Consider the following 21,724-nt stretch of genomic DNA (forward strand, 5'->3'; position numbering starts at 1 on the left):
GCCCGCGGCGCTTGCCGCGCCTCGTCAGCCGCGGACCACAGCCCTTGTAGGGCAGGGCGGCCGGACAACCACACGGGCAGCAGGCCGATGCCGCCGCGTGAAAACCCGTGCTACGGTGCGCATGAAAACATCGGCCGACGCGCAACTGCGTGCAGGACTTGTCACAACCCGCACAGGATAATGATTTCATGAACCAACTCGATGCCCTCCGCCAGTGGACCACCGTGGTTGCCGACACCGGTGACTTCAAGCAACTCAGCGCCTCCAAGCCGCAAGACGCGACCACCAATCCGTCGCTGATCCTCAAGGCCGTGCAGAAGCCCGAATACCGGCCGCTGCTCGACGAGACTGTGAAGAAGCATGCCGGCAAGCCGCTCGACGAGGTCATCGACCGCCTGCTGGTGCGCTTCGGCACCGAAATCCTCTCGATCATTCCGGGCCGCGTGTCGACCGAAGTCGATGCGCGCCTGTCGTTCGACACCGCGGCCACCGTGGCGCGCGGCGAGCGCATCGTGGCGCTCTACAAGGCCGAAGGCATCGACACCGAAAAGCGCCTGCTCATCAAGGTCGCCTCCACCTGGGAAGGCATCGAGGCCGCACGGGCACTGCAGCAGAAGGGCATCCGCACCAACCTCACGCTGCTGTTCTCGTTCGCGCAGGCCGTGGCCTGCGGCGCAGCGGGCGTGCAGCTCATCTCGCCCTTCGTGGGCCGCATCTACGACTGGTACAAGAAGTCGGCCGGCGCCAAGTGGGACGAGGCCGCCAATGCCGGCGCCAACGACCCCGGCGTGAAGTCGGTGCGCGAGATCTTCAACTACTACAAGCAGCAGGGCATCAAGACCGAAGTGATGGGCGCGAGCTTCCGCAACGTCGGGCAGATCCAGGCACTGGCCGGCTGCGACCTGCTGACCATCAGCCCCGAGTTGCTGGCCGAGCTGGCCGCGAGCAACGCGCCGCTCGAGCACGCGCTCGACGCCAAGGCCGCTGCCAGCGGCGACGCGAAGAAGGTGAGCTACGACGAGGCCGGCTTCCGCTTCGCGCTCAACGAAGACGCAATGGCCACCGAGAAGCTCGCAGAAGGCATCCGCGCCTTCGCGGCCGACGCGGTGAAGCTCGAAAAGCTCATGCTGGAAAGCGGCAAGTAAACATGGCCATGACCCTTCGCTGCGACCGTGCGCCGGCTTGGGCGCAACTGCAGGCTTACTTCGAGACGGCGGGCCGCCAGTTCGATGTGCGCCACGCCTTTGTCGACGACGCAGGGCGCTACGAGCGCTTCAGCCAGGAGGCGCCGTACGTGTTCGCCGACCTGTCGAAGAACCTGATCGACACGCGCATCGAAGAGCTGCTACTGACGCTGGCGCGCGAATGCGGCCTCGAAGCGCATCGCGACGCCATGTTCGCGGGCGAGCACATCAACAACACCGAAGACCGCGCCGTGCTGCACACGCTGCTGCGCGCGCCGGCGAATGCGCCGACCGGTCCGAAGACGGTGAACGAGCTGCGCGAAGTGCACACCACGCTCGACGCCATGCTGGCCTATGCCGAGAAGGTGCGCGCCGACCACACGATCACCGACGTGGTCAACATCGGCATCGGCGGCTCCGACCTCGGCCCGCAGATGGCGGTGCTGGCGCTCGCGGAGTTCGCGGCGCCGGGCAAGCGCTTTCACTTCGTCTCGAACGTCGACGGCCACGAGCTGGCGGGCGTGCTGCAGGGGCTGGCACCCGAGCACACGCTCTTCCTCATTGCCTCGAAGACCTTCACCACCGCCGAGACGATGACCAACGCGCTCTCGGCCAAGCGCTGGTACGAGCAATCGGGCGGCACCGACATCGCGGGCCACTTCGCCGCGCTCACCACCAACGTCGAGGCCGCGAAGAAGTTCGGCATCGACATCACCTTCGGCTTCTGGGACTGGGTGGGCGGCCGCTATTCGCTGTGGTCGGCCATCGGCCTGCCGATTGCGCTGGCCATCGGCGCGGACGGTTTCCGCCGGCTGCTCGCGGGCGCGCATGCGATGGACGAGCACTTCCGCACCGCACCGCTGGCGCGGAACCTGCCGGTGCGCCTGGGCCTGCTCGACGTCTGGTATCGCAACTTCCACAAGTTCACCAGCCGCAGCATCGCGCCGTACCACAGCGCGCTCAAGCGCGTGCCGGCCTACCTGCAGCAACTGGAGATGGAAAGCAACGGCAAGCAGGTCGATGCGAGCGGCAAGCCCGTGGCCTCCGGCACTTCGCCGGTGCTCTGGGGCGAGCCCGGCACCAACGGCCAGCACGCCTACTTCCAGATGTTGCACCAGGGCACCGACGTGATCCCGCTCGAATTCGTGGCGGTGCGCGACGCGGCGCACGACCTCGAAGGCCATCACCCCAAGCTGCTGGCCAATGCGCTCGCGCAGGCGCAGGCGCTGATGGTGGGCAAGCTCGATGCGGGCGGGCACAAGAACTTTCCGGGCAACCGGCCGAGCACCTTCTTCGTGTTCGAGAAGCTCACGCCCGAATCGCTCGGTGCCTTCCTGGCGCTGTACGAGCACCGCGTGTTCACCAGCGGCGCGCTGTGGGGCATCAACAGCTTCGACCAATGGGGGGTGGAGCTGGGCAAGGTGCTGGCGCGCGACATCGAGCCGCGCCTCGCATCGGGCGACATCACGGGGCTCGATGCCTCGACGGCGGGCCTGCTGAAGCGCCTCAGCCCGCAGCAGTAGCCGCCGCTTCGGCGGGTGCCCGCACGGGCGCCCCGCTGGCCATGCGCACGCACAGGTCGAAGGCCTGCTGGAGCCCTTCGATCTGCGCCACGCCTTTTCCGGCAATGTCGAAGGCACTGCCGCTGGCCGAGGTGGCCACCGGCACTGGCAGGCCGCCATGCAGCGTGACACCCTGCTCGAAGCCCATGAGCTTCATCGCGATCTGGCCCTGGTCGTGGTACATCGACACCACCGCATCCACGTCGCCGCGCCGCGCGCCGATGAACACCGTGTCGGGCGAGAACGGGCCGCGCGCATCGAAGCCTTCGGCGCGCAGCTGCTCGATGGCCGGCGCGATGATCTCGATTTCTTCCATGCCGATGGAGCCGCCGTCGCCCGCATGCGGGTTGAGCCCCGTCACCGCGATGCGCGGCTGCGCCACCCCCGCGCGGCGCAGGGCCGAGGCGATGATCTTCACGGCGTCGCGCACGCCCTCGACGGTGATGTGGCTCGCCACGTCCTTCAGCGGAATGTGCGAGGTCACGCGCGAAGTCCACAGCGAGCCCGTGAGGTTGAACTCGCAGACGAAGCCGGTGACGGCAAAGCGCTCCTGCATGTAGCGCAGTTCGTCCTCGTGCGTGAGGCCGCCCAGGCGCAGCGAATGCTTGTTGAGCGGCGCGAAGAGAATCGCCTCGGCCTGCCCGCGCCGAACAGTGGCCGTCGCCAGTTCCAGTGCCTCGAAAGACGCGCGGCCGGACTGCACGTTCGACTCGCCGAGCACCGGCTCCTGCCCCTGCATCCAGTCGCGTGCGAGCAGGGTGGGACGGCCGTCCTCGAATCGCAGCGCATCGAGATGCTCGATGGGCAGCACGTCGAGCCTGGCGCCCGCCACGCGCTCGCCCGCGGCCAGCACGGCCGGGTCGGCAATCAGCAGCACGCGCGCGGCATCGAGATTGCGCTGGCGCGCCAGCAGCTTCACGGCCATTTCGGGGCCGATGCCGCTGGGGTCGCCGAGCAGCACGACGATGCGGGGTTTGGCGGAGATCACGCCGGAGGGGCTTGAAGGGGTGGACATGTCGGTCGGATGCGGTTGAAAAAAAAGAAGAAGGGGGCGGCTTCATTCGGCCTTGATGTTGGCGTCGCGCACGAGCTGGCCGTAGTGGTCGAACTCCTGCTTGTTCATGGCGGCAAAGGGCTCGCCAGTGAGCGCGCCGGGCTCGCCGCCCAAGGCCTTGATGCGCGTCTGCACATCGGGCAGCTTCAGCGTGCGGACGAGTTCGGCGCTCAGGCGTTCGACGACGGGGCGCGGCGTGCCGGCCGTCACGTAGAGGCCATACCAGGTGGACACGTCGGCGCCCTTGATGCCCTGCTCGGCCAGCGTCGGCACGTCGGGCAGCTCTGGCGAGCGCTGCGGCGCGCTCACGGCCAGCGCGCGGAACTTGCCGGCCCGGATCTGGCCCATGGCCGAGGAGGTGCTGTCGAACATCATGTCGACCTCGCCCGAGATGATGTCGATGTGGGCCTGCGAACTGCCCTTGTAGGGCACGTGGATCGACTTCATGCCCGTGGCCAGGTTGAAGGCCTCGCCGCCCACGTGCTGCGTGCTGCCGATGCCCGACGAGGCGTACTTGAAGCCGCCGGGCTTTGCCGCCATCGCCGCCACCAGGTCCTTGACCGACTTGTAGGGCGAGTTGGCCGACACCACCAGCACGTTAGGCATGACGGCCACGAGGCCGATGGGCTGCAGGTCCTTGAGCGGGTCGTACTTGAGCTTGAGGATGTGCGGCGCCACCGCCTGCGCCGTGTTGGTGGCCAGCAGCAGGGTGGCGCCGTCGGCCGGTGCGCGGGCCGTGAGCTCGCCGGCGATGGTGTTGGAGGCACCGGGCCGGTTCTCCACGGTCACCGGTTGCTTGAGCACCGGCGAGAACTTGTCGGCCAGCACACGCGCCAGGATGTCGGTGCCGCCGCCGGGCGGGGCGCCGACCATGATGCGCATCGGCTTGTCGGGGTAAACCGGCTCCGCGCCGGCCAGCGACGCGGCGAGCATCGCCAGCGCCAGTCCCGCCCCGCGGGCCAGGGAAGAAAGCTTCATCGGTTTGTCTCCTGCTTGTTGTGGGCCCGAGCCTACGGAGCTTCGTTCGTCCGATCCAATCGAAAAAGGCCGAAGCTCCATATACTTTTGTGCATGACAAACGGTCTGGCCGATGCCTCGCTGATGCTCCATGTCCGGCCACGCCAACTGCTCCTGCTGGCCCGGCTCGACACCCACCGGCACCTCGGCCGCGCGGCGGAAGCCATGAACATCAGCCAGCCCGCGGCCACCAAGCTGCTGCAGCAACTGGAAGATTCGCTGGGCGAAAAGCTGTTCGAGCGCCTGGCGCGCGGCATGGAGCCCACGCCCTATGGCGAGATCCTGATCCGCTATGCCCGCCGCGTGCTGAGCGACTTCGGCTCGGCCCGCGAGGAAATGCTCGCGCTGCGCTCGGGCCTGAGCGGCGCGTTGCGCGTGGGCAGCGTGCCGGGCGCGGTGCCCGAACTGCTGGCGCCGGCGCTGGTCGAGTACCACCGGCGCCATCCGCAGGTGGCGGTGTCGGTGGTGGTCGAAACCAGCGACGTGATCCAGTCGCTGTTGGAGCGGGGCGATGTCGACCTCGTGCTGGGCCGGCTCACCGACAGCCACGACGAGGCGAAATACGCCAGCGTGCCGCTGCTGGGCGAGTCGCAGGTGGTCGTGGTGCGCGCGGCCCATCCGGTGTTCGAGCGCGCCACCGTCGTCACGCTGGCCGACATGGCGAACTGGTCGTGGGTGCTGCAGCCGCCCGGCTCGCCGCAGCGCGGGCGCTTCGAGGCGGCGATGCGCGAAGCCGGCATCCGGGAGCGGCTGGACATCATCGAAACGGCATCGCCCATCGCCACCACGGCCCTGCTCGAAAACTCCGACATGGCGGCCGTGATGCCGGCCTCGCAGGCCGGCCACTACACGCGGCTGGGCGTGCTGCGCACCGTGCCCGTGGAGCTGCCGGTGCGGGTGCCGCCGATCTGCCTCGTCACCCGCGAAGACCGGGCGCTGTCGCCGGCGGCCGCGCAGTTCCGCCGCCAGCTGCTGGGCGCTGCCTGAGGCCTTTGGACCACCACTCATCCATGCTGTATTGCATCGATTAGGGAATCTCCCAGTCAACTGGTGCATGAAAGTACCACTGCCGACGATCGAAGTACCAAACCCGCAAGCGCGTTTCTCCAGAATCCGGCCACGGCGACCCGACAGGCACCCCAGGGCGTCGCTCACCTCTAGGAGACAACATGAAGCGTTTTCTGAAAGCGGGCCTCGTCCTCGCACTCGCCGGCACGGGCCTCGTGTCCCAGGCCGCCACCACCGAGCTTGTGATCGCGACCGTGAACAACGGCCACATGATCGAGATGCAGAAGCTCACGCCCTTCTTTGAGAAGGCCTACCCCGACATCAAGCTCAAGTGGGTCACGCTCGAGGAAGGCACGCTGCGCCAGCGCGTGACCACCGACATCGCCACCAAGGGCGGCCAGTTCGACGTGATGACCATCGGCCTGTACGAAGCGCCGATCTGGTCGAAGAAGGGCTGGCTCAAGCCCATCGCCACCGATGCGGCCTATGACGTGGACGACCTGCTGCCCGCCATCCGCAACGGCCTGTCGAACGACGGCAAGCTCTACGCCGCGCCCTTCTACGGCGAAAGCTCGATGCTCATGTACCGCAAGGACCTGGCCGACAAGGTGGGCGTGAAGTTCTCCGACCAGCCGACCTGGGCACAGGTGAAGGAGTTCGCCGACAAGGCCAACGACCCGAAGGCAGGCGTGTACGGGATGTGCCTGCGCGGCAAGCCGGGCTGGGGCGACAACATGGCCTTCCTGACGACGCTGGTCAACACCAACGGCGGCCAGTGGTTCGACATGCAGTGGAAGCCGCAGATCGACACCAAGGTCTGGAAGGACGCGATCACCTTCTACGTCGACATCATGAAGAAGAACGGCCCGCCCGGCGCCTCGGCCAACAGCTTCAATGAAAACCTGGCGCTGTTCAACGAAGGCAAGTGCGCGGCCTGGGTCGACGCGACCATCGCGGCGTCGTTCATCAGCGACCCGAAGCAGTCGAAGGTGGCCGACAAGGTGGCCTTCGCGCAGGCACCGACCGCCGTCACGCCGAAGGGCGCCAACTGGCTCTGGTCGTGGAACCTCGCGATTCCGGCCAGCTCGACCAAGGACGATGCGGCGCAGAAGTTCATCAAGTGGGCCACGTCGAAGGACTACATCAACCTCGTGGCCAAGGAAACCGGCTGGGCCTCGGTGCCGACCGGCACGCGCAAGTCGACCTACGCGAACCCCGAGTTCCAGAAGGTCGCGAAGTTCGCCGAAGCCGAGAAGAAGGCCATCGACACCGCCAACCTCACCGACAGCACGCTGCCCAAGTCGCCTTACGTCGGCGTGCAGTACGCGGCCATTCCCGAGTTCCAGGCAATTGGCGTGGCGGTGGGCCAGCAGATGAGCGCGGCCCTGTCGGGCAAGGTCACGGTCGACCAGGCGCTGAAGACCTCGCAGCTGGCTGCGGAGCGTGAGATGAAGAAGGCTGGCTACTACAAGTAAGCCCGAGGGCTTGCTCCCTCCCCCGCTGGGGGAGGGTCGGGGTGGGGGCAAGCGGCGCATCCGTCAGCGCGGCGCTTGATCGAGCAGGCCCCCATCCCCGCCTTCCCCCAGAGGGGGAAGGAGCCAGAGACAACAAGAAGGGACTTCCTCATGAAAAGACTCCTGCCCCGCGCCCTCATGGCGCCCGCGGTGCTCACGCTCTTCCTCTGGATGATCGTGCCGCTCGCAATGACGTTGTACTTCTCCTTCGTCAACTACAACCTCATGCAGCCCGGCGAGCACACCTTCGCCGGCATCGAGAACTTCCACTACTTCGTCACCGACCCCGACTTCTGGCCGGCCACCTGGAACACCCTGCTGCTGATCGGCAGCGTGATCGTCATCACGGTGGTGTTCGGCGTGCTGCTCGCGTTGCTGGTCAACGAGCCTTTTCCGGGGCGCGGCATCGTGCGGGTGCTGCTGATCTCGCCCTTCTTCGTCATGCCGGCAGTGAATGCGCTGCTGTGGAAGCACATGATGATGAACCCCATCTACGGCGTGCTCGCCGACGTGTGGCGCTTCTTCGGTGCCACGCCCGTCGACTGGCTCACCGACGTGCCGCTGCTCTCGGTGATCATCATGGTGGCCTGGCAATGGCTGCCTTTTGCCTGCCTGATCTTCATCACCTCGCTGCAGTCGCTCGACCGCGAGCAGATGGAAGCCGCGCGCATGGACGGCGCGAGTTCGTTCCAGCGCTTCTTCTATCTCACCATTCCCCACCTGGGCCGCCCGATGGCCGTGGTGATCATGATCGAGATGATCTTTCTGCTCAGCGTGTTCGCCGAGATCGCCATCACCACCAATGGCGGCCCGGGCAACGAGAGCACGAACATGACCTACATGATCTTCAAGCAGTCGCTGATGAATTTCGACGTGGGCGTGGCGTCTGCCGGTGCGCTGTTCGCGGTGGTGCTGGCCAACATCGTGGCCGTGTTCCTCATCCGCATCATCGGCAAGAACCTCGACTAGTCATGTTGCACACCCCCAGTCTTCGCGCACTTCGTGTCGCTTCGCCAACCCCCTTGCAGGGGGCAACACCAACGGCCCGGCAGAGCCGGTTCCGTGGTGTTCCTGGAACTGGTCCCATCCCGAGTCGACGAGCGGTGGAGTAACTCACATGCAACCCAGCAACTTCCTTCCCCAGCTGCTGCGCACCGTCGGTGCGTGGGCCGTGGCGCTGCTCCTGTTTTTCCCGCTTGGCTGGCTGTTCCTCACGGCCTTCAAGACGGAGCTGCAGGCGATCCATGTGCCGCCGCTTTTCATCTTCGAGCCCACGCTCGACAACTTCAGCGAAGTGCAGCGCCGCAGCGACTACCTGCTGTATGCGCGCAACTCGCTCATCACCAGCCTGGGCTCGACCATCCTGGGCCTGCTGATCGCGGCGCCCGCCGCGTACTCGATGGCCTTCTTTCGCACGAAGAAAACGCGCGACATCCTGATGTGGATGCTCTCCACCAAGATGATGCCGGCCGTGGGTGCGCTGGTGCCGATCTACGTGCTTGCGCAGACGGCAGGCATGCTCGACTCGCTGCCCGCGCTGACCATCGTGTTCACGCTGTCGAACCTGCCGATCATGGTGTGGATGCTCTACAGCGCCTACAAGGACATTCCGAACGAGATCCTCGAAGCCGCGCGCATGGACGGCGCGAGCCTGTGGACCGAGTTCCGCCATGTCGTGATGCCGCTGTCGGTCGGCGGGCTCGCATCGACCGGCCTCTTGTGCCTGGTGCTGAGCTGGAACGAGGCCTTCTGGGCGCTGAACCTCACCTCCGCCAAGGCCGGCACGCTGGCCACGCTCATAGCCTCGTACTCCAGCCCCGAGGGCCTGTTCTGGGCCAAGTTGTCGGCGGCTTCGCTGATGGCCATCGCGCCCATCGTCGTGTTCGGCTGGTTCAGCCAGAAGCAACTGGTGCAAGGCCTGACCTTCGGCGCCGTCAAGTAAAGAAAGGGAGACATCTCATGGCCTACCTCGAACTCAAGAACATCAAGAAGAGCTTTGGTGAAGTGAACATCATCAAGGGCGTCGACCTGGAGATCAAGAAGGGCGAGTTCATCGTCTTCGTCGGGCCTTCGGGCTGCGGCAAGTCGACGCTGCTGCGCCTGATCGCGGGGCTCGAACCCATCACGAGCGGCAACCTGCTGCTCGACAGCAAGGACATCACCTGGACGCCCTCGGGCAAGCGCGACCTGGCGATGGTGTTCCAGAGCTATGCGCTCTATCCGCACATGAGCGTGTACGACAACATGTCCTTCGCGCTCAAGCTCGCGGGCGTGTCGAAGGATGAGATCAAGACCAAGGTCGAGTACGCGGCCAAGACGCTCAACCTCACGCAGTACCTGGACCGCACACCGAAGGACTTGTCGGGGGGCCAGCGCCAGCGCGTGGCCATCGGCCGCGCCATCGTGCGCGCGCCGAAGGTGTTCCTGTTCGACGAGCCGTTGTCGAACCTCGATGCGGCGCTGCGCGGCAACACGCGTGTCGAGATCCACAAGCTGCATCGCGCGCTGGGTGCGACCACCATCTACGTGACGCACGACCAGGTCGAGGCCATGACGCTGGCCGACCGCGTGGTGGTACTCAAGGACGGGCTGATCGAGCAGGTCGGAACGCCGCTGGAGCTGTACGACCACCCGGCCAACCAGTTCGTCGCGCAGTTCATCGGCATGCCGTCGATGAACATGGTGGCGGCGAGCGCGATTCCGAGTTTTTCCGCCGCCACCGGTGGCCGCCTGCCGAGCGACGGCTTCCTGGGCGTGCGCCCCGAGGGCCTGCGCGTGCATCCGAAGCAGGGTGCGCCGGTGTCCGACGTGCAGGGCCGCGTCGAGCTGATCGAGGCGCTCGGTGCCGACACGCTGATCCACGTCGACGTGGGCGGCGTGCCACTGATCGCGCGGCAGAACGACCGCACCCCCTTGCAGGCCGGCGACGACGTGGCGATCGAGCTCGACCCGTCGGTGCTGCACCTGTTCAACCGCGAAGGCCGTTCGGTCTCTGCCTGATCTTTCTTCTTCCGGACATTTCCCCGTGACCCTTGCAGCAGCGTCTCTTGCGCAAACCCCACCGGCTCTTTCCGAGTTCACGGTGCTCCACCTGGGCCTGGGCTCGTTTCATCGGGCGCACCAGGCCGTCTACCTGCAGCGGCTGATCGATGCGGGCGACACCCGCTGGTCGCTGTCGGGTGCCAACATCCGGCCCGACATGGCCGATGTCGTCGCGGCCCTGCAGGCGCAGGGCGGGCGCTACACGCTCGAAACCGTGTCGCCGGCCGGCGAGTACCGCTACGAGCAGATCGAGGCCATCCGCGAGGTGTTGCCCTACGAGCGCTCGCTGGCGGCCGTGGTCGCGCGCGGCGCGGCGCCGTCCACGCGCATCGTGTCGTTCACGGTGACCGAAGCCGGCTACTACCTCGACACCAAGGGCAAGCTGGACCTATCGTTCACGGACTTGGCGGCCGACATCGAGCGCGCGCGGCGCGGCGAGGCGGGCGAGACCATCTACGGCGCTGTCTGCGCGATCCTGCGTGCGCGCAAGGTGGCTGGCGCGGGCGCGATCACGCTGCTCAACTGCGACAACCTGCGCCACAACGGCGACCGCTTTCGCGCAGGCCTGCTGGAGTTCATCGAGCGCGCGGGCGACGCCGACCTGCTGGCCTGGGTGAACGCGAACACGCGCTGCCCGAACGCGATGGTCGACCGCATCACGCCGCGCCCGCCGCCCGAGTTGCGCGCGCGCGTGAAGGCCGCCACCGGCCGCGACGATGCGGCGCCGGTCACCGGAGAGAGCTTCATCCAGTGGGTCATCGAAGACAACTTCGCGGCCGGGCGACCCGACTGGGGACGCGTGGGCGTGGAGCTGGTCGAATCGGTGCAGCCGTATGAAGAGGCCAAGATCCGCATCCTCAACGCCACGCACAGTTGCGTCGCGTGGGCGGGCACGCTGATCGGGCTGAGCTTCATCCATGAAGGCACGCACAACGCTGCGATCCGCAAGATGGCTTACGACTACGTGACCGACGATGTGATCCCGTGCCTCAGCCCCAGCCCGATCGACCTTGCGGCGTACCGCGACGTGGTGCTCGACCGCTTCGGCAACCCGGCCATTCGCGACACCAACCAGCGCGTGGCGGCGGACGGCTTCTCGAAGATTCCCGGCTTCATCGCGCCGACCGTGCGCGAGCGGCTGGCGGCGGGCCAGAGCATCGACAGCGTGGCAATGCTGCCCGCGTTGTTCCTGGCGTTCCTGCAGCGCTGGCACAAGGGCACGCTGCCCTACGCCTACCAGGACCAGGGCATGGACGAAGCCGTGGCACATGCCATCTGCGATGCCGCCGACCCGGTGGCCGCGCTGTGCGCAGGGGCGGCGCTGTGGGGCAGCATCGCGGGCGACGCACGACTGGTCGATGCGGTGCGCCGCGCGGGCGAGCGCGTGGCGCGCTTCGTCGCTGCCGAAAGCAACAAGCCATGAGCGGCCGTCTGCAAGACCGCCATGTGCTGCTGACCGGTGCGGGCGGCGGCATCGGTCTTGCGGTGGCCGAAGCCTGCATCGCCGAAGGCGCACGCTGCAGCGTGATCGATCGCGCGGCCGCCGCACCCGATGCGGTGCGCGCGCTGCAGCAGCGCCATCCCCAGAGCCTGGCTTACATCGCGGCCGACGTGACGGACACCCGCGCCATCGCGCACCTGCTGGCCGAAGCGCAGGTGACCTTCGGGCCCATCCACACGCTGTTCAACAACGCGGCCGTGTTCGATCTCGCGCCGCTGCTCGACAGCGACGAGGCCTCTTTCGACAGGCTCTTCGCGGTGAACGTGAAGGGCATGTTCTTCGTCATGCAGGCCGTGCTGCGGCACATGGTCGAGGCCGGCACGCGGGGCGCGTCGGTCATCAACATGGCGTCGCAGGCCGGGCGCCGCGGCGAGGCGCTGGTGTCGCACTACTGCGCGACCAAGGCCGCCGTCATCAGCTACACCCAGAGCGCCGCGCTGGCCATGGCGCCGCATGGCATCCGCGTCAACGGCATCGCGCCGGGCGTGGTCGATACGCCGATGTGGGACCACGTCGACAGCCTGTTCGCCAAGGCCGAAGGGCTGCCGATCGGAGAGAAGAAACGGCGTGTCGGCCTCGAGGTGCCGCTCGGCCGCATGGGCCTGCCGGGCGACATCGCGGGGGCGGCGGTATTCCTGGCCAGCGACGAGGCGCGCTACATCACCGCGCAGACGCTGAATGTCGATGGCGGCAACGTGATGAGCTGAGATGAGATGGCAGCATCCGCAAAAAAAGTATCAGCGCCGTTCCCCTGGGTGCGGCGACGCGCGGCCGGCACAGTGAGAAGATCGATTTCTTTTGCAGCGTGCAATCCATGAATGAAGATTTCCACCTGTACCTCGACAGTGCAGACCTCGCGGAGCTGAAGACCTGCCTGCCGCACCCGGTGGTGCATGGGGTGACGACCAACCCCACGCTGCTGCAGCGCGCGGGCGTGGGCCGCGCCGCGGTGCCCGATCTGCTGAAGCGCTGCATCGACCTGGGCGCGCGGCAAGTGCAGGCGCAGGTGTATTCGGACGAGGTCGACGGCATGCTCGAAGACGCGCGGGCCCTGCTGTCGCATTTCGACCGGGGCCAACTGGTCGTCAAGATTCCCGCCACGCGCCAGGGCCTCGATGCCGGTGCGCGGCTCATCGCGGAGGGCGTGCCCGTCACCTTCACGGCGGTGTATGCGCCCGAGCAGGCGCACTTTGCGGCGCAACTGGGCGCGGCCTATGCGGCGCCATACCTCGGACGGCTCGAAGACGCGGGCGTCAACGGGCTGGCACTGATCGCGCAGATGCAATCGCTGGTGGCGCGGCGGCCTTCGCCGGGCACGCGCCTGCTGGTGGCCAGCATCCGCTCGCGCGAGGCGTATCTGTCATTGCTGGGGCTCGGTGTGGGGGCCATCACCATCCCGCCGCGTCTCTTTGCCGAACTGCTCGACCATCCCGCCACGCTGGCTGCCGAACGCGGCTTCCTGGCGGATGCACGGGCCTTGCCCTGATTCACACCCGAAGCACCATGCGCATTGCACTCACGGGCGAAGCCCTCATCGATTTCACCGCCAGCGAGGCGGGCACCCTGGCCTTTCTGGGGCATGAAGGCGGCTCGCCGCTCAACACGGCCGTGGCCTGTGCGCGGCTGGGCCAGCCGACCGGCTTTCTCACGCAGCTGTCGACCGACCTGTTCGGCGAACGGCTGATGGGCTTTCTCGAACGCAACGGCGTGGACACCAGCTTCATCCTGCGCAGCGATGCACCGTCAACGCTGGCGTTCGTCGAGCGCACGCCGCAGACCAACCGCTACGCCTTCTACACACGCGGCAGTGCCGATGCGACCTGGGCGCCCGCGCCCTTGCCGCCATTGCCGGCGGAATGCCGTTTTCTGCATTTCGGCTCGATCTCGCTGCTGCAAGACCCGGCCGGCGCGCGCATTGCCGACCTGATCGCAGAGAACAAGGGCCGCCGCGTGATCGTGTTCGATCCGAATGTGCGGCCCAGCCTGATCGCCGACATGGCGGCCTACCGGGCACGCGTCGCGCGGTGGTTCGCGATGGCCGACCTCGTCAAGCTCAGCGACGAAGACGCGGAGCTGCTCGCGCCCGGCCGGCCGGTCGATGCGCTGGCTGCCGAATGCCTTGCTGCGGGCGCGCGTGCCGTCATCGTCACGCGCGGCGGTGCCGGCGCCACGCTCTGGCGCACGGGGCATGAAGCGATGACCGTGGCCGCACCGCGCGTGAAGGTGGTCGACACCATCGGCGCGGGCGACACCTTCACGGCCGGGCTGTCGGTTTCGCTGCTGGCGCAGGGTGTCGAGCAACCCGCCCAATTGAGCGAGCTGAGCAACGAGGCGTGGACTGCGGTGATGCGCTTTGCCGCCACGGCCGCCGCCCTGAATTGCACCCGCGAGGGCGCCGACCCACCGACGCTGGAAGCTGTTCACACCGCGCTTGCGCAGGAAGACAATGGGGCCACCGCTTCCCGGTCCTGATCGGTGCTGCCATGACCACGTCCACACGCAAACGCGCGATTCCTCGCCAGCGTCAACCGGAGCTGGAGCGCGACTTTGCGCGCTCGCCCTCGCTGGGCTACGAGGCGCCTGAAGAAACCGGCCTGGTGCGCTGCCTGGCGCACGGCTTCCCGAGTCCGCTGGTGCGATGGCACTTTCATGAAGACTACGAGCTGCACCTGATCACCGAGACATCGGGCAAGGCCTTCATCGGCGACTGGATCGGGCCGTTCCAGCCAGGGCACCTGGTGCTGTGCGGGCCGCGGCTGCCGCACAACTGGATCTCGCTCGACGTGCCCGAGGGCGGTGCCGCCGGACGCGACCGCGTGATCCAGTTTCGCCATGAGCCCATCGAGCGCGCCGCCGCCGACATTCCCGAGCTGCGCGAGGTGATGCAGTTGCTCGAGCGCGCGCGCCACGGCATCGAGTTCTTCGGCATGTCGCAGCAGGCGCAGGCGCACTGGGACAGCATCAAGGCCGCGCGCGGTGTGCGCCGCCTGGGCCTGTTCTGCGAGTTCATGGCCGACCTGGCGCAATGCACCGACTACCGGCTGTTGTCGAGCGTTCAGATGCAAGGCGCACAAGGCAGCGATGGCGATGCGCAGGTCGACCAGATCAACGACATCGTCAACCGCATCACCAACAACATGGCGGACCCGATCTCGATGTCGGACGTGGCGGCCGAGCTCGGCATGAGCGAGAGCCGCTTCAGCCGCTTCTTCAGGCGCTCGACCGGCAACAGCTTCACCGACTTCGTCAACCGCGTGCGCATCAACAGCGCCTGCCACCTGCTGATGCAGACCGACCACTACGTGACGGACATCTGCTACCAGGTCGGCTTCAACAACGTGGCCAATTTCAATCGCCGGTTTCTTGAAATCAAGGGCATGACGCCGAGCGAATTCAGGCGACAGGCCGACACACGCTTCGGCTGACACGACGCGAATCTTCGAGAAGCAATCAGGGAGAACTATCTTGTATCTGGGACTCGACCTCGGCACGTCCGAGCTCAAGGCGCTGCTGCTCGCCGACGATCACCGCATCGTTGGCGTGGCACGTGCCGCACTCACGGTCGAACGGCCGCAACCGCTCTGGTCGGAGCAGGCGCCAGGCCAGTGGTGGCAGGCGCTGGAGCAGGTCACGGCCGACCTGCGGGCCGCGCATGGCGAAGCGCTGTCGGCCGTGCGTGCCATCGGCCTGTCGGGCCAGATGCATGGCGCCACGCTGCTCGATGCGGCCGGCGAGGTGTTGCGGCCGGCGATCCTCTGGAACGACGGGCGCAGCGGTGCGCAGTGCGAGGCGCTGGCGCGTGCCGTGCCGCGCCTGGGAGAGATCGCAGGCAACCTCGCGATGCCCGGCTTCACGGCGCCCAAGCTGCTGTGGGTGCGCGAGCACGAGCCCGATGTTTTCAAGCGCGTGGCGCGCGTGCTGCTGCCGAAAGACTGGCTGCGCTTCATGCTCAGTGGCGAGGCGGTCAGCGAGATGTCGGACGCGGCGGGCACGCTGTGGCTCGACGTGGGGGCGCGCGACTGGTCCGATGAACTGCTCGCGGCCACGGGGCTGACGCGCGATCACATGCCGCGGCTGGTGGAAGGCAGCGAGGTGTCGGCCCGGCTCAAGCCTGAGCTGGCTGCGCGCTGGGGTGTGGGCAGTGGCACCGTGCTCATCGCGGGTGGTGCGGGCGACAACGCTGCCAGCGCGGTCGGCATGGGGCTCGTGGAGCCGGGGCAGGGCTTCGTCTCGCTCGGTACTTCCGGCGTGGTGTTCGTATCGACCGATCGCTTCTTGCCGAATCCCGCGCAGGCGATGCATGCCTTCTGCCATGCGCTGCCGAAACGCTGGCACCAGATGTCGGTGATGCTCTCGGCCGCGAGCGCCGTGAGCTGGGCCGCGAAGACGTTCAAGTTCGCCGACGAAGCCGCGCTGCTCGAAGCCGCTGCGTCGGTGCCGACGGACCAGCGTGCGCGCTGCCCGCTCTTCCTGCCGTACCTCTCGGGCGAGCGTTCGCCACACAACAACCCGAATGCACAGGGCGTGCTGTTCGGCTTGACCCATGCGCACGGGCCGGCGGAAATCGCCTATGCCGTGGTCGAAGGCGTGAGCTTCGGCCTGCGCGATGGCTTCGACACTTTGCGCCTGCCGGCCGACATGCCGCTGCGCGAGATCGCGCTCGTGGGTGGCGGTGCGCGCAGCGTGTGGTGGGGCCAGTTGCTGGCCGACATCTTCCAGGTGCCGCTCACGCTCTATGCGGGCAGCGAGACGGGCGGTGCGCTCGGTGCGGCGCGCCTTGCATGGCTGGCCGATGGTGGCGCGGTGGCCGAGGTGTGCACGCTGCCGCCGGTCAAGCAGCAACTGCTGCCTTCATCCGAAGGGGCCGATGGGCACAAGACGCGGCATGCGCGCTTCCAGGTGCTGTACATGGCGTTGCGCGACCAGTTCCGTTAAGTCGAACGCGCAATAAAAAAGGGCCGCTTGCGCGGCCCTTTTTGTTTTGGTGAGCAGAGCTCAGCCGGGCATTACATGCCCATGCCGCCCATGCCACCCATGCCACCCATGTCGGGCATGCCGCCGCCGCCAGCGCCGGACTCGTCCTTGGGTGCGTCAGCAACCATGGCTTCGGTCGTCAGCAGCAGCGAGGACACCGAAGCGGCGTTCTGCAGTGCGGTGCGGGTGACCTTCGTCGGGTCCAGGATGCCCAGCTCGAGCATGTCGCCGTACGTGTCGTTCGCAGCGTTGAAGCCGTAGTTGCCCTTGCCGGCCAGCACAGCGTTCACCACCACCGAGGCTTCGCCGCCGGCGTTGTTCACGATTTCGCGCAGGGGCGCTTCGATGGCCTTCAGCACCAGCTTGATGCCGGCTTCCTGGTCGGCGTTGTCGCCCTTGACCGACTCGCCCACGGCTTGCTTGGCACGCAGCAGAGCCACGCCGCCGCCAGCCACAACGCCTTCTTCCACTGCAGCGCGGGTAGCGTGCAGGGCGTCTTCGACGCGAGCCTTCTTTTCCTTCATTTCGACTTCGGTGGCTGCGCCAACCTTGATCACTGCAACGCCGCCGGCCAGCTTGGCCACGCGCTCTTGCAGCTTTTCACGGTCGTAGTCGCTGGTCGCTTCTTCGATCTGAACGCGAACTTGCTTCACGCGGGCTTCGATGTCACCAGCAGCGCCAGCGCCGTCGATGATGATCGTGTTTTCCTTGCCCACTTCGATGCGCTTGGCTTGGCCCAGGTCGGCCAGCGTCACCTTTTCGAGCGTCAGGCCCACTTCTTCAGCGATGACCTTGCCGCCCGTCAGGATGGCGATGTCTTCCAGCATGGCCTTGCGGCGGTCGCCGAAGCCAGGCGCCTTGACAGCCACGACCTTCAGGATGCCGCGGATCGTGTTCACGACCAGCGTAGCCAGGGCTTCGCCTTCGACTTCTTCGGCAATGATCAGCAGCGGACGGCCAGCCTTGGCGACTTGCTCCAGCACGGGCAGCAGGTCACGGATGTTGCTGATCTTCTTGTCGAACAGCAGCACGAAGGGGTTGTCGAGCAGCGCCGATTGCTTCTCGGGGTTGTTGATGAAGTAGGGCGACAGGTAGCCGCGGTCGAATTGCATGCCTTCGACGACGTCGAGTTCGCTGTCCAGCGACTTGCCGTCTTCCACGGTGATCACGCCTTCCTTGCCGACCTTGTCCATCGCGTCAGCGATGAGCTTGCCGATGGTTTCGTCGCTGTTGGCCGAGATCGAGCCGACCTGAGCGATTTCCTTCGACGTGGTGGTGGGCTTCGAAGCCTTCTTCAGCTCGGCGACCAGGGCCGTCACAGCCTTGTCGATGCCGCGCTTCAGGTCCATCGGGTTCATGCCGGCAGCCACCAGCTTGAAACCTTCGCGAACGATGGCTTGTGCCAGGACCGTGGCGGTGGTGGTGCCGTCACCAGCGTTGTCGCTGGTCTTGGAGGCCACTTCCTTCACGAGCTGGGCGCCCATGTTCTGCAGCTTGTCCTTGAGTTCGATTTCCTTGGCGACCGACACACCGTCCTTGGTCACGGTGGGGGCGCCGAACGAGCGTTCGAGCACCACGTTGCGGCCCTTGGGGCCCAGGGTCACTTTGACTGCGTTGGCCAGGATGTTGACACCCTCGACCATGCGTGCGCGGGCTTCTCCGCCGAAGACTACGTCTTTTGCTGCCATGATGAATTAACTCCGAATGGATTGGATTTGGATGGAATCGAAAGAGAGGAGAAGGCTTACTTCTCGACGACTGCGAACAGGTCGTCTTCCTTCATCACGAGCAGTTCGTCGCCGCCGACCTTGACGGTCTGGCCGCTGTACTTGCCGAACAGGACGCGGTCGCCGACCTTGACGGTCAGTGCGGCCAGTTCGCCCTTGTCGTTGCGCTTGCCCGGGCCCACGGCCAGGACTTCACCCTGATCGGGCTTTTCGGCGGCTGCGTCGGGGATGACGATGCCGGAGGCGGTCTTGGTTTCGCTGTCAACACGCTTGACGATCACGCGATCGGCCAAAGGACGAAGTTTCATTGCATCTCCTGGATATGGATAAGAAACGGGTTTGTGGTCGGGCGCCAGGGGAAGCCGGCGGCCCATCGACTGGAAGCGAGGGCTGTTAGCACTCATCAGCAGCGAGTGCTAATCATAAAGGCAATCGATGACCTTTCAAGGGCAGGGCTTGGTCTGGAGGGCTTGCTGGAGATCGGTTTTCAGCTGATTTCGGGTGCTTCCCGACCGGCTTTTGACTGCACGATCGTGCTTTTTGAGGGGCTTTGGAGCTTCTGTAGTTGGGGCGGGCCCGGTTTTCCTGGCCCCTTCCGCTATCTGGCCGCTACGCAGCCGGGCGAAAGCAAGAAGTGCGAGATGAATCACTTCCGGGCGGGGGTTGCCCTGGATGTATTGGATGAAGAAGGTACAGCCATGAGCTGATAGCCGGTTCCGTACACGGCGCGCAGCACGAATCCGTTCTCATGGCGAAGATCCAGCCGCCTGCGCAAACCCGCGGCGCAGACGTCCAGCGCTCGCGCTCCTTCGCGCTGAGGCGCGTCCTTCCATAGCGATTTCTGCAGCCAGCCCCGCGTCAGCACCTCGCCGACATTGCGAAACAGCGCCAGCGCGAAGGCGAACTGGCGCGGCTGAAGAATGATTTCGCGATCGTGGTGCAGCACGGTGTTGCTGCCGCCTAGGAACCGGTAGTCGCCCCGCACGAGGGTGTCTCCTGCAGCATGGGCTTCTTGCCGCTGGGTGTTGCCCGCACGCTGAAGCAGCAGGTGAATCTGCCAGTCCAGCTCCGCGTCCATCGCTGTCGGCGCCTCGAGGTCGAGGGCGTCGTTCCATTGGGCGTCGTCATCCATCGACAACAGACGCTCCCGGCCGCCGTCCTGGATCGCGAGAAGCGCCGGCATGCCCAGCACCTTGCACACGGCACGCAGGCTCGCATTCGTCATGTCATCTTGCGGGGCCAGCAACAACAGCAGGCTGAACCGCACGCCGTTGCTCAGCGTGGTCAGAAAGTCGGGAGTGCCCGCGAATACGACGGACTGATGTCCCATGCGATCCAGCCTGCCCTGCAAGGCCGCGGTGCGCGCACCGTCGCTGCCCAGAATGGCGATCGATAACGCCCCTCTCACGCCGGTCATCATCTTCATTTGCAAATGTTCGTTGGTTCTATCGCCGGGGCGGCGCCAGCAGGCGCGCACCGGCATCGCCGGGTTACTGGCCTACTGGATATTGCGCGGCGCGTAGCTTGTGAAGTGGCAGCCGTTGGACTCGAGCCTTTCGTAGAAGGCCTTGCCGCTGCCTGCTTGCGTTGCGAAGTCGACGTTGGCCCGACCGCCTGCAGGCAGGTCCGGGCCGTCGTCCATCCAGGCGGTGAGCCAGCGCCGCCGAGGCACCGGCGCTCGCTGTTGCCGGCACGCAGATCCCGAGCCAGCGGACGGCAGAAGATCGTCCGGTCATGCGTCGCGCGCCTTCCGAACAGACGGTCGAGCACGGATGCTCAATCGAACTCATAGCCCACGCCCACGCCGATATTGAACTTCTGGCCGCTGTAGCCACCGTTGACCTTGTAGACCCACTTGCCGTTGTCCGAGCGCCCAGAGAAGCCGACGGCCATCGCGCTGTAGCCCGAGTAGTTGCCCACCCCAACCGACAGCAGCGTCTTGCCCGGTGTCATCGCTTGCGGCAGCGAACTCATCGCGGTGGCCATGGCCACGCCCGAGTAGGCAATGCGCTGCGTGCTGCTGATCTGGCCTTGCAACTGGCTCTGCGCGGCCGTCAATTGCCCCAGGTTGACGGCGTCGGTCGGCGCGATGCCCGGCGCGACGTTGCTGATGCGCGTGCCGCCCGGCGCCTGGCCATTGCCCAGCGTGACCTGGTTGTAATTGACCGAGCCGTCCGGGTTGGTCGCGTACTGCACGCTGCTGGCCGTTACTGCGCTGGCCGTGGCCTTCAACTGCGCCACGTTGGTCGCATCGCTGTCAGCCGTGCCTGCTGCCACGCCGGTAATCTGGCGGAACTGTCCGTTGGCCGCATTGCCCACGGACACGGCCGCCTGCGTGCTGGTGGTGGCATTGACGGCTGCCGCCTGTTGCGCAGCCGCGCTTGCCGGTACATAGCCCGCCACGCCAGCGGCCGTCGACGCCACCGAGCCCGAGCCCAGTGCGACGCCTCCGCTTTGCTGCACCACCGCGCCGAAGCCGATGGCCGTGCCCTTCGACACGTTCTGCGCCTGGCTCAACGGCGTGCCGCCGGCATCGGCGTTGTCGCCCAGCGCCACGCCACCACCGCCTGCGCGAGCATTCGCGCCGATGGCCTGCGAGCCGGTGGCCAAGGCGCCCGTACCGATCGCGATGGCGTTCGCGCCCGTGGCCTGCGCACCGAAGCCCACCGCCACAGCGCCGTCGGCCGTGGCTTTCGCGCCGTTGCCGGCCGCGAACGAGTTGGCACCGCTGGCCACCGACTGCGGGCCGATCGCCACCGCTTCCTGCCCGCTGGCACTGGAGTCCGCCGCCGTGGAGTTGGCATGGAAGTACTTGGTGCCGGTGTTGTAGATGGTGTTGACCGTCGTGCTCAGGCTGGTGACGTTGAGATTGGTGGTGCTCAGGCCGGAGGACAAGCTGCCGATGCCGCTCGCAGCCGTGCTCAGGCCCACCGAGGTGGAGGTCGAGAGACTGTTGAGGTTGACGTTGGTCGTGCTCAGGCCAGTGGACAGGCTGCTGACGCCGCTGATGGCGGTGCTGAGGCCGGTCGACGTTGAGGTCGACAAGCTGGCAACGGCACTGTTGGTCGTGCTCAGGCCAGTCGACAGGCTCCCGATGCTGCTCGTCGCGGTGCTCAGACCCGTCGACGTCGAGGTCGAAAG

The 21,724-nt window shown here is 66.5% G+C and carries 20 protein-coding genes; 13 read left to right on the top strand and 7 right to left on the bottom strand.

Annotated elements, in window-relative coordinates; all coding sequences use genetic code 11:
- Positions 1-188 precede the first annotated feature (188 nt).
- Together tal and pgi are read left to right on the top strand one after the other, a co-directional pair.
- Complete coding sequence (gene tal, locus BLQ28_RS24025) at positions 189-1,145, top strand: transaldolase (RefSeq protein WP_093245424.1); 957 nt, start codon at positions 189-191, stop codon at positions 1,143-1,145.
- Positions 1,146-1,147: 2 nt separating this feature from the next.
- The gene (pgi, locus tag BLQ28_RS24030) at positions 1,148-2,707 is read left to right on the top strand and encodes a glucose-6-phosphate isomerase (RefSeq protein ID WP_093245427.1); all 1,560 of its coding nucleotides are present in this window, start codon (positions 1,148-1,150) and stop codon (positions 2,705-2,707) included.
- On the opposite strand, the gene BLQ28_RS24035 is transcribed toward pgi, so the two are convergent.
- A complete protein-coding gene (locus BLQ28_RS24035) occupies positions 2,691-3,761 on the bottom strand; it encodes a 4-hydroxythreonine-4-phosphate dehydrogenase PdxA (RefSeq protein ID WP_093245429.1) in 1,071 nt (356 codons plus the stop codon). The two genes, pgi and BLQ28_RS24035, sit on opposite strands and share 17 nt — an antisense overlap.
- 42 nt (positions 3,762-3,803) lie before the next feature.
- Entirely contained in the window at positions 3,804-4,778 is a 975-nt protein-coding gene (locus BLQ28_RS24040; protein WP_093245432.1) for a Bug family tripartite tricarboxylate transporter substrate binding protein, read from the bottom strand.
- Between the two features lie 93 nt (positions 4,779-4,871).
- On the opposite strand from BLQ28_RS24040, the gene BLQ28_RS24045 reads away from it, so the two are divergent.
- The 11 genes from BLQ28_RS24045 (at position 4,872) to xylB (ending at position 16,817) form a co-directional block, all read left to right on the top strand.
- The gene (locus tag BLQ28_RS24045; protein ID WP_176801212.1) at positions 4,872-5,804 is read left to right on the top strand and encodes a LysR family transcriptional regulator; all 933 of its coding nucleotides are present in this window, start codon (positions 4,872-4,874) and stop codon (positions 5,802-5,804) included.
- A 182-nt stretch (positions 5,805-5,986) separates the two neighbouring features.
- Positions 5,987-7,300, top strand: a complete 1,314-nt coding sequence (locus tag BLQ28_RS24050) for an ABC transporter substrate-binding protein (protein WP_093245434.1) — start codon at positions 5,987-5,989, stop codon at positions 7,298-7,300.
- 150 nt (positions 7,301-7,450) lie between these two features.
- Positions 7,451-8,308, top strand: a complete 858-nt coding sequence (locus BLQ28_RS24055) for a carbohydrate ABC transporter permease (protein ID WP_093245437.1) — start codon at positions 7,451-7,453, stop codon at positions 8,306-8,308.
- Positions 8,309-8,456: 148 nt separating this feature from the next.
- Complete coding sequence (locus BLQ28_RS24060) at positions 8,457-9,281, top strand: carbohydrate ABC transporter permease (protein ID WP_093245440.1); 825 nt, start codon at positions 8,457-8,459, stop codon at positions 9,279-9,281.
- Between the two features lie 17 nt (positions 9,282-9,298).
- Positions 9,299-10,339, top strand: coding sequence for an ABC transporter ATP-binding protein (locus BLQ28_RS24065; protein ID WP_093245442.1), 1,041 nt, complete (start codon positions 9,299-9,301; stop codon positions 10,337-10,339).
- An 82-nt stretch (positions 10,340-10,421) separates the two neighbouring features.
- On the top strand, positions 10,422-11,804 hold the full coding sequence (gene dalD, locus BLQ28_RS24070; protein ID WP_093245445.1) for a D-arabinitol 4-dehydrogenase: 1,383 nt from the start codon (positions 10,422-10,424) through the stop codon (positions 11,802-11,804).
- Positions 11,801-12,589, top strand: a complete 789-nt coding sequence (locus BLQ28_RS24075) for an L-iditol 2-dehydrogenase (protein WP_093245447.1) — start codon at positions 11,801-11,803, stop codon at positions 12,587-12,589. Before dalD ends, BLQ28_RS24075 begins: the two co-directional genes overlap by 4 nt.
- Positions 12,590-12,696: 107 nt before the next feature.
- Complete coding sequence (locus tag BLQ28_RS24080; RefSeq protein ID WP_093245450.1) at positions 12,697-13,368, top strand: transaldolase family protein; 672 nt, start codon at positions 12,697-12,699, stop codon at positions 13,366-13,368.
- Between the two features lie 17 nt (positions 13,369-13,385).
- Positions 13,386-14,354 (top strand): carbohydrate kinase family protein, encoded by a 969-nt coding sequence (locus BLQ28_RS24085; protein ID WP_093245452.1) that lies wholly within the window; start codon positions 13,386-13,388, stop codon positions 14,352-14,354.
- 11 nt (positions 14,355-14,365) lie between these two features.
- The gene (locus tag BLQ28_RS24090; protein ID WP_093245455.1) at positions 14,366-15,307 is read left to right on the top strand and encodes an AraC family transcriptional regulator; all 942 of its coding nucleotides are present in this window, start codon (positions 14,366-14,368) and stop codon (positions 15,305-15,307) included.
- A gap of 40 nt (positions 15,308-15,347) precedes the next feature.
- Entirely contained in the window at positions 15,348-16,817 is a 1,470-nt protein-coding gene (gene xylB, locus BLQ28_RS24095) for a xylulokinase (protein ID WP_093245457.1), read from the top strand.
- A 71-nt stretch (positions 16,818-16,888) separates the two neighbouring features.
- On the opposite strand, the gene groL is transcribed toward xylB, so the two are convergent.
- The 5 genes from groL to BLQ28_RS24115 all read right to left on the bottom strand — a co-directional run.
- Positions 16,889-18,544, bottom strand: a complete 1,656-nt coding sequence (gene groL / locus BLQ28_RS24100) for a chaperonin GroEL (protein ID WP_042579049.1) — start codon at positions 18,542-18,544, stop codon at positions 16,889-16,891.
- Positions 18,545-18,600: 56 nt separating this feature from the next.
- Complete coding sequence (locus BLQ28_RS24105) at positions 18,601-18,891, bottom strand: co-chaperone GroES (RefSeq protein ID WP_007835162.1); 291 nt, start codon at positions 18,889-18,891, stop codon at positions 18,601-18,603.
- A gap of 338 nt (positions 18,892-19,229) precedes the next feature.
- Positions 19,230-20,009, bottom strand: coding sequence for a winged helix-turn-helix domain-containing protein (locus BLQ28_RS24110; RefSeq protein ID WP_176801213.1), 780 nt, complete (start codon positions 20,007-20,009; stop codon positions 19,230-19,232).
- A gap of 72 nt (positions 20,010-20,081) precedes the next feature.
- Positions 20,082-20,255: a hypothetical protein gene (locus BLQ28_RS33075; RefSeq protein ID WP_176801214.1), complete on the bottom strand. Its 174-nt coding sequence runs from the start codon at positions 20,253-20,255 to the stop codon at positions 20,082-20,084.
- A gap of 104 nt (positions 20,256-20,359) precedes the next feature.
- A partial coding sequence (locus BLQ28_RS24115) for a YadA family autotransporter adhesin (RefSeq protein WP_256327431.1) occupies positions 20,360-21,724 on the bottom strand: 1,365 nt, incomplete at its 5' end.

Source organism: Variovorax sp. EL159, assembly GCF_900100965.1.
GTDB lineage: Bacteria > Pseudomonadota > Gammaproteobacteria > Burkholderiales > Burkholderiaceae_C > Variovorax.

Excerpts from the sequence above, each read along its gene's own strand:
- BLQ28_RS24060 (WP_093245440.1), top strand. The coding sequence starts at position 8,457 with ATGCAACCCAGCAACTTCCTTCCCCAGCTGCTGCGCACCGTCGGTGCG.
- BLQ28_RS24085 (WP_093245452.1), top strand. The coding sequence starts at position 13,386 with ATGCGCATTGCACTCACGGGCGAAGCCCTCATCGATTTCACCGCCAGC.
- BLQ28_RS24080 (WP_093245450.1), top strand. The coding sequence starts at position 12,697 with ATGAATGAAGATTTCCACCTGTACCTCGACAGTGCAGACCTCGCGGAG.
- BLQ28_RS24110 (WP_176801213.1), bottom strand. The coding sequence starts at position 20,009 with ATGAAGATGATGACCGGCGTGAGAGGGGCGTTATCGATCGCCATTCTG.
- BLQ28_RS24090 (WP_093245455.1), top strand. The coding sequence starts at position 14,366 with ATGACCACGTCCACACGCAAACGCGCGATTCCTCGCCAGCGTCAACCG.
- pgi (WP_093245427.1), top strand. The coding sequence starts at position 1,148 with ATGGCCATGACCCTTCGCTGCGACCGTGCGCCGGCTTGGGCGCAACTG.
- BLQ28_RS24105 (WP_007835162.1), bottom strand. The coding sequence starts at position 18,891 with ATGAAACTTCGTCCTTTGGCCGATCGCGTGATCGTCAAGCGTGTTGAC.
- BLQ28_RS24040 (WP_093245432.1), bottom strand. The coding sequence starts at position 4,778 with ATGAAGCTTTCTTCCCTGGCCCGCGGGGCGGGACTGGCGCTGGCGATG.
- BLQ28_RS24065 (WP_093245442.1), top strand. The coding sequence starts at position 9,299 with ATGGCCTACCTCGAACTCAAGAACATCAAGAAGAGCTTTGGTGAAGTG.
- BLQ28_RS24050 (WP_093245434.1), top strand. The coding sequence starts at position 5,987 with ATGAAGCGTTTTCTGAAAGCGGGCCTCGTCCTCGCACTCGCCGGCACG.
- BLQ28_RS24075 (WP_093245447.1), top strand. The coding sequence starts at position 11,801 with ATGAGCGGCCGTCTGCAAGACCGCCATGTGCTGCTGACCGGTGCGGGC.
- BLQ28_RS24055 (WP_093245437.1), top strand. The coding sequence starts at position 7,451 with ATGAAAAGACTCCTGCCCCGCGCCCTCATGGCGCCCGCGGTGCTCACG.
- BLQ28_RS24035 (WP_093245429.1), bottom strand. The coding sequence starts at position 3,761 with ATGTCCACCCCTTCAAGCCCCTCCGGCGTGATCTCCGCCAAACCCCGC.
- groL (WP_042579049.1), bottom strand. The coding sequence starts at position 18,544 with ATGGCAGCAAAAGACGTAGTCTTCGGCGGAGAAGCCCGCGCACGCATG.
- BLQ28_RS24045 (WP_176801212.1), top strand. The coding sequence starts at position 4,872 with ATGACAAACGGTCTGGCCGATGCCTCGCTGATGCTCCATGTCCGGCCA.
- tal (WP_093245424.1), top strand. The coding sequence starts at position 189 with ATGAACCAACTCGATGCCCTCCGCCAGTGGACCACCGTGGTTGCCGAC.